Origin of the sequence: Polynucleobacter sp. MWH-S4W17 (assembly GCF_018687535.1) — a bacterium.
GTDB lineage: Bacteria > Pseudomonadota > Gammaproteobacteria > Burkholderiales > Burkholderiaceae > Polynucleobacter.
Map to the genome: position 1 here is coordinate 1,152,523 of NZ_CP061295.1, position 6,073 is coordinate 1,158,595.

Consider the following 6,073-nt stretch of genomic DNA (forward strand, 5'->3'; position numbering starts at 1 on the left):
ATTTTAAGCAAAATAGTCCCATTTATCAAATAAGCCTAAGCCCCTCCCGCCAGACCAATATCCATATGGGCTTATTTTTTGGGTATAAATTTATTAATAGTAATTTTAATAAAATTCGGTAATTTCAGACCTTCTCCGCTTACAGAAAATAGCTAGAGAATTTAGATTTTGATATCCGGTTTACTAGATTTTTGTGGCGCTGGTGCTATTGGATTTACATTATTTTTTTTGCTTTGTGCTGCCTCTTGCATCACACGTTTGATAGCAACGTTTGCGCCAGACAAACTAAATCGATTAACGGCAAATGCGCCTGATTGAAGTGCGACTGCAAAGCCAATCGCCTCTCCATTTTGAATGCCCTTGAGCACTTCATCAAACGGCTTGAGAATCTGAAATAGATTTCCATTGATTTGTGTGCACTCCATGGTGAGTGCTGAAGATATCGGTGGTCCGTTCATGAGAACAGAATACTTTTCTCCTGGTGTGCAACGTAGGTTTTGATGCAGATAAAAAAGGCACTGCTCTCCTGAGCAAAAAATCCCAAAAGAAGATTGAGGTCCGTTAACGGTATATGCCTCATTCACTTGACCATTGAGTTCGGCTACCCAATTCTGGACAGCAATCTTTTCACCAGCCTGAACAAGCCCAGGAAGCGCGATCAATAAAATCAAAAAGGAGCTCAATAAACGCTTCATTGCACTACCCTCGCCGTCTCTCGTAAACGCTTAATAGTCTCTGCAAGATACTGCTGAATGATAGCTTGTCTTAGCTGATTTTTAGACGCATCAAAGCTAGGAATTTTGGATGATCGGGTGTCTTCTAATTGCACAATGACCCAGGCATTCGAAAGCTTGATTGGGGTCTTATTAAAACCCCCTTTACCCAGAGTTCCCACAACATCTGCAATTGGAGAAGCCAATTGCGCAGGACTAACCCAACCCAAAGACCCACCCTGAGCTTTAGTAGCGTTATCTAAGGATGCCTCTTTGGCAACTTTGGCAAAGGAATCGCCATTTTGCAGGCGTCCGATCGTTGCAATAGCCTCGGATTCTGACTTGAGCACAATTTGGCTAATTTTGTATTGGGTAGCCTGGTCTGTTCCACCCCCAAGATATTGCTTTTGCTTCTCATACTCTTCTTTTAGCTTTTCATTGGTAATGGGATTCTTCTTGAGATGGTCCTCTATTAAGGCCTGAAGGTAGAGGTTTTGACGAAGCTGTGTAATCTGATCTTGTAGGTCTATTTCTTTATCTAAGCCCTGCTTCACCACGTCTTGAGCAATGAGTTGGCGATTAATGAGCTCATTCTTAATGAATTCACGTAACTGGGGGGTATCTTTTTGACCCTGAGCTAGTGCTGCTTGAAGGTTGAGATTAAATAAGCCTTGAGTAATCGGCACACCATTAACGGTAGCAATGAACTCAAAATCGGCTATAGGCTCAGACTTAGTCGCTGATTGAGGTTCGGACTTAATCTCTGTCTTTGCGTTAGTTTTGGTTTGAGCGCTAACAGTACCTGCCGCTGTCATGCCTATGAAAACCACTAAAGCAAATTGTTTGAGCGCCATGGGTAGCTTATTTATCGATCAAATGATCAGAACTGATAACTACCAGTAAACCAGCCGCGTGGATTGGTTGTTGTGCCATCGGTAGCAACCTGTTGACCAGTAGAACTATACAAAGGATTCTTACCAATTTGCCAAGCAACCATTGCACCTAGATTCCAACCTTCCCAGTCCCATTTCAAACCAAGGCCTGCGCCTTGCAAAGAATAAGTATTGTTTGCATTGGTAAGGCCCTGCCAATTTTGGTACGTATTTTTATATTGCTGCACTAGGCCTACGTCATAAAACATACTAGCTGTAATGCGCTCTGGAAATTGATGACGCAATTCAACAGTGCCAATGCCACCTTGTGAGCCGCCGCTTTGCGCAACAGGATAGGCGCGGACTGCATAAGGTCCACCCATATAAATTTGTTCTGCAGAATTTAAATTTACTGAGGAAAATTGACCACTCACCGCAACGTATGCAGTCGTTGTTCCATCTTCGCTTAACTGCTGCGTACGATTGCCTGCAAAGGTAAACTTTGTAAAGCTAGAAGGCGTATATACACCATAGCCCGGCACACTAGTTGACAGAATATCTAAGTTACCAAACACGGCAGCGAGTGATCCCGAGCTAATGCCGCCACCAGCCAAGCTGTCGTAATGATTCCCTGAGATACCAACCGTTGCATTTCGGATGTTGTAGGCGCTGATAGTCGTTAGTGTCTGACTATTCTTATTGGTGTACTCTTTAATATCATAGTTAGCGGTAACGTTCACGTTAGTGCCTTGAGAACGTACCAATGGGTATGCGGCACTTACGCCTGTAGTCCACGCATCACCATAACCAGCATTAGCAGTATTGGCGTAATTGCTGACGTTCTTGTAGTTCAGAAAAGTTCCAGCAACGCCTAAGCGCAGCCCATCTTTAGATGCTGGTAAAGAGTAGGCGCCTTGAACATACTGTGAGCCTTCTGAATAAATACCATTAATCGATATTTGATCGCCAATACCTAATGGATTGATTCCACTTAAAGCAATCACCCCCTGATTGGCTCCAGTTGTTCTACTGCCGTAGTTATTCGCCTCTACCCTACCCTGGTACCACTGCGGCTCGGTAAGCTGCACTCGTAAGGCAGTATCGCCATCTTTTTCGCCGGGCTCCAATTGGCTAGTGACCATAACACCAGGCGTCTCATTGAGAATAATCAAGGCACGTTCTACTGCTTCGGTATTTAAAGGCTGCCCGAGTGGATTAGCGTAAGTAATATATTCAGCAGTAGTATCTTTACTAAAGCGTGTTGGACCATTGGGGGTGTCAACAATGACGCTACTTAACCTGGCTTCCGTTACTAGGATTTTCACAACGCCATTAGCAATTTTTTGAGGTGGCAAGATTGCCTGAACTGTGAAGCCACTCTTACGATAAAAATCCACCACAGCATCACAGGCTTTTTGCAAATCATCAAAACTAACAGCACGACCGACCCATGGCTTTAATACTTCTTGAATGCTAGCTTCTGGAAGAATGCTGATGCCTTCCAATACAAACTGCTTTACCTGAAAAGTAAGTTCATCTTTGCGTGGCTCACCCGGACGAGTACCCTCTTTTGAGCTGGGCTCTGGAAGCGCTAAGGGCGATGGTAGTGGTAACTGTTTTTCTAAGTTCTGTTGCAATGCACCGGCATCCACTTGCGCAAATACAGAGCCAGAGGAAATCAAGCTAATTGCCACCAAGGCATAGATTGATTTATGAAAGCGGGTAGATTGCGTTATGGACATCGAGATAGAACCGTTAAAGATAAATATTAGCTGTATGTGATTGATAATAAGTCAGAAAGGTAGCTATGCGCTAGTTACCTTTAGTAATCTTAGTGGTCTGCATCAAGGCATTGACGGCTTCCTGGCGCTTTTGCTGAATAAGGGACTGAGCAATAGTATTTTTTGCCTGATCAAAGGTAGGCATGACGAAAGGTCTGACATCATCCACTTTGATGATGTGCCAACCATTAGCTGTTTTTACAGGGGTTTGCGTGATCTTGCCCTTGGTCAGATTAGGAACCAAATCACTGATCGGAGGCGTTAATTGCGTTGGAAGTGCCCATCCAACAATACCCCCTTGTTGACCAGATTTTTGATCTAGAGATTTAACTTTCGCCAGATCTGCAAAAGAATCACCATTATTGATTTGCTTAATAAGCTCAGCCCCTTCGGACTCGTTAGCAACCACGATTTGAGAAACCAAATACTCTTTTGAGTTCTTCGGATCCTTGCTGAGCTCTACTTGTTTATCGTAGACAGCCCGAACATCATCATTGGTTACTGGGTGATCCGCAAAGTATTGAGAAAACCAGATATCCATCATGGCATTTTGTTCTGCCATCTTAATCTTAAAGGCATTGTTACCTTTAGTCAGAAGACCGGTCTTCTTGGCATCTTGCGCAACCGCCTCTCTTAATACCAAATCATTCAAAATCGATTGACGTAACTCAGGAGTATCTTTAGCCCCTTCAGATACAGATACCGAAACCCATTGATCTACTTGGGCGCTAGTAATTTTGGCGCCATTAACGGTCAGCAGGGTTTTTGAAGTCTGCGCCTGAGCGGGGTTCAGGAAAAAACCTGTTGCTACCAAGAAGATTGGGATTAATTTAGATTTCATGAATTACTCTTAGCCTTTTTAAGACGGTCCATCAACATTTGCCCCATGATCTCAGGGCGACCTTCAAAAATACGCTGCACCTTATCTGGTCCAGCATGTTTGCTTCTGAGTTCATTGCGCAACTCATGATTTTCAGCAAGCTTGACCACTGCTTTAATGTAATCCTCTGTGGTGGTAGCGACTAACCAGTTGGGCATACCGAAGCGCTCAAATAGGCCTTGGTCGATATGCTCATTCACTTCCCTGCCCGTCTTACAAACACCAATCAAACCAGCAGTGACTGTATCGATAATGCCGTTGGTATTACCAAATGGGAATGGATTGATATACATATCGCACTTACGCACTATTTCCATATACTCTTTGTAGCCACGGTGGGCATACACAATGGCATAGTCACCTAAGACATTACGCACTACGCGTTTAACTTGTTCGTAAACCATACCCTGTGCAAAAGCCACTGCAAAATGAAATCTCACTAGCACTTTGCTGCGCAGAGCAATCTCTTTACAAGCATTGAGAAACTCTGGATTAATCTTCATGGCAGATGCTGCCACCACAATATCCACCACTTCGGGTTTTTCGCGAATAATCGGCGGCTCAGGGTTTTGACTTGCCAATCCTGATGGGCGGTATGGCATACCATCATTCGGCAGAATTAATAATTCCTCGCTAAAGCACTCAGGATCGCCAACGTAATCCTCTTCTACCACCACATAATCCATTGAGGCGGAATGTGATGTCGCTGGATGACCTAGTGCCATCGCCATTACTGGCGCCAAACGAATATTAGCCAACATCATTGTCAGCGGGAACATGCCAACGCTGGGCATGTAAAAGACTTGGGCTTCACGTTCTTGTGCAACATTTCTAATTTGAGAAATCTGCTCTTGCAAAGATCCTTGCTTGATCTCAATCCATTCATCAAATACAGCATGACCAACAGCATCTGTGGCATTGGCAAGGCCCATACCGACGATATGGAATAACTCCTTTGCGGCTTCAAGGGTTCTTGAGTGTGTGCGATAAATAGAATGACCAGCATTAAACCACTCCATTACGACCAGCATAGTGGGCTTCTGCCCTTTTTTGGCTGGTAAAACTGGAGTTTCTAGGGGAAGCAGCTTATAAGTTTCTAACCAACGCTCAATCAGAGTATTGATGGCACCCTTGATTTCATGTTTATCTGCACGATCCGCATAGCTGCAATGCATATAGACGTCATGCATGATGCCAAATGGCAAGGCTTCTAGTGTTTCTATTTCTGGAAGCTTTTCTGTCAACCAAGGTAGAAGTACTTCGCGCTTGTTGTGTGCCTGCGGGGAACCCAAAAAGCGTGGCGATAAGAGCGCCATACCTAATGAGGCAGCCAGGTATTTATTGGCATCCCATAATTTATCTATCTCTAAAATAATCTCGGATTCTGGCAGATAGAGCAAAGCAAACTTGGGTAAATCTTGCGCAGTGACTTCTAGGTGTCCTAAATTCCCTTTCCCTGCCAAGTTCAGAGCACGCACCACATGATCCGCATTCAGAAATAAGGTAGAGCCAAAGATCGTTGCAAACCAACGCTGCAAAGTAAACAACGAGGTTAGGCTTTGTGGCGCAAAATGAAAATCTTTGTCAGAGAATAAGCAAGAGATTGCCGAAGCTAAGCGAACACCAACATGAGCCTCACGTTCTTCTTCTGAAATACCAGCTAATGGCTGCGCCTGAAACTGCATTCCTGGAACACCGTAACTACTATCCAAAATGGATAGTAGGTTGACAAGCATCCTGGCCGCCTCTTCATGCTGACGACTATAGGCCGCATGTTCAAAATCTTCGAGCTTAAAAACCATTTAATACTTTCATGAGCAGCTCAAG

The 6,073-nt window shown here is 44.1% G+C and carries 5 protein-coding genes; all 5 read right to left on the minus strand.

Translation table 11 applies throughout. The annotated features are described in order from the left end of the window. Positions 1-161: 161 nt before the first annotated feature. Entirely contained in the window at positions 162-695 is a 534-nt protein-coding gene (locus tag C2755_RS05865; RefSeq protein ID WP_215319955.1) for a hypothetical protein, read from the minus strand. Next, complete coding sequence (locus C2755_RS05870) at positions 692-1,567, minus strand: peptidylprolyl isomerase (RefSeq protein ID WP_215319957.1); 876 nt, start codon at positions 1,565-1,567, stop codon at positions 692-694. Before C2755_RS05870 ends, C2755_RS05865 begins: the two co-directional genes overlap by 4 nt. A gap of 26 nt (positions 1,568-1,593) precedes the next feature. Then, positions 1,594-3,327, minus strand: a complete 1,734-nt coding sequence (locus C2755_RS05875; protein ID WP_215319959.1) for a ShlB/FhaC/HecB family hemolysin secretion/activation protein — start codon at positions 3,325-3,327, stop codon at positions 1,594-1,596. Positions 3,328-3,397: 70 nt separating this feature from the next. After that, entirely contained in the window at positions 3,398-4,207 is an 810-nt protein-coding gene (locus tag C2755_RS05880; protein ID WP_215319961.1) for a peptidylprolyl isomerase, read from the minus strand. Beyond that, positions 4,204-6,048 (minus strand): peptide transporter, encoded by a 1,845-nt coding sequence (locus C2755_RS05885; protein WP_215319963.1) that lies wholly within the window; start codon positions 6,046-6,048, stop codon positions 4,204-4,206. The genes C2755_RS05880 and C2755_RS05885 overlap by 4 nt, the downstream gene beginning before the upstream one ends. Between the last annotated feature and the right edge of the window lie 25 nt (positions 6,049-6,073).

Coding starts and splice junctions, on each gene's coding strand:
- C2755_RS05865 (WP_215319955.1), bottom strand. CDS start 695: ATGAAGCGTTTATTGAGCTCCTTTTTGATTTTATTGATCGCGCTTCCT.
- C2755_RS05870 (WP_215319957.1), bottom strand. CDS start 1,567: ATGGCGCTCAAACAATTTGCTTTAGTGGTTTTCATAGGCATGACAGCG.
- C2755_RS05875 (WP_215319959.1), bottom strand. CDS start 3,327: ATGTCCATAACGCAATCTACCCGCTTTCATAAATCAATCTATGCCTTG.
- C2755_RS05880 (WP_215319961.1), bottom strand. CDS start 4,207: ATGAAATCTAAATTAATCCCAATCTTCTTGGTAGCAACAGGTTTTTTC.
- C2755_RS05885 (WP_215319963.1), bottom strand. CDS start 6,048: ATGGTTTTTAAGCTCGAAGATTTTGAACATGCGGCCTATAGTCGTCAG.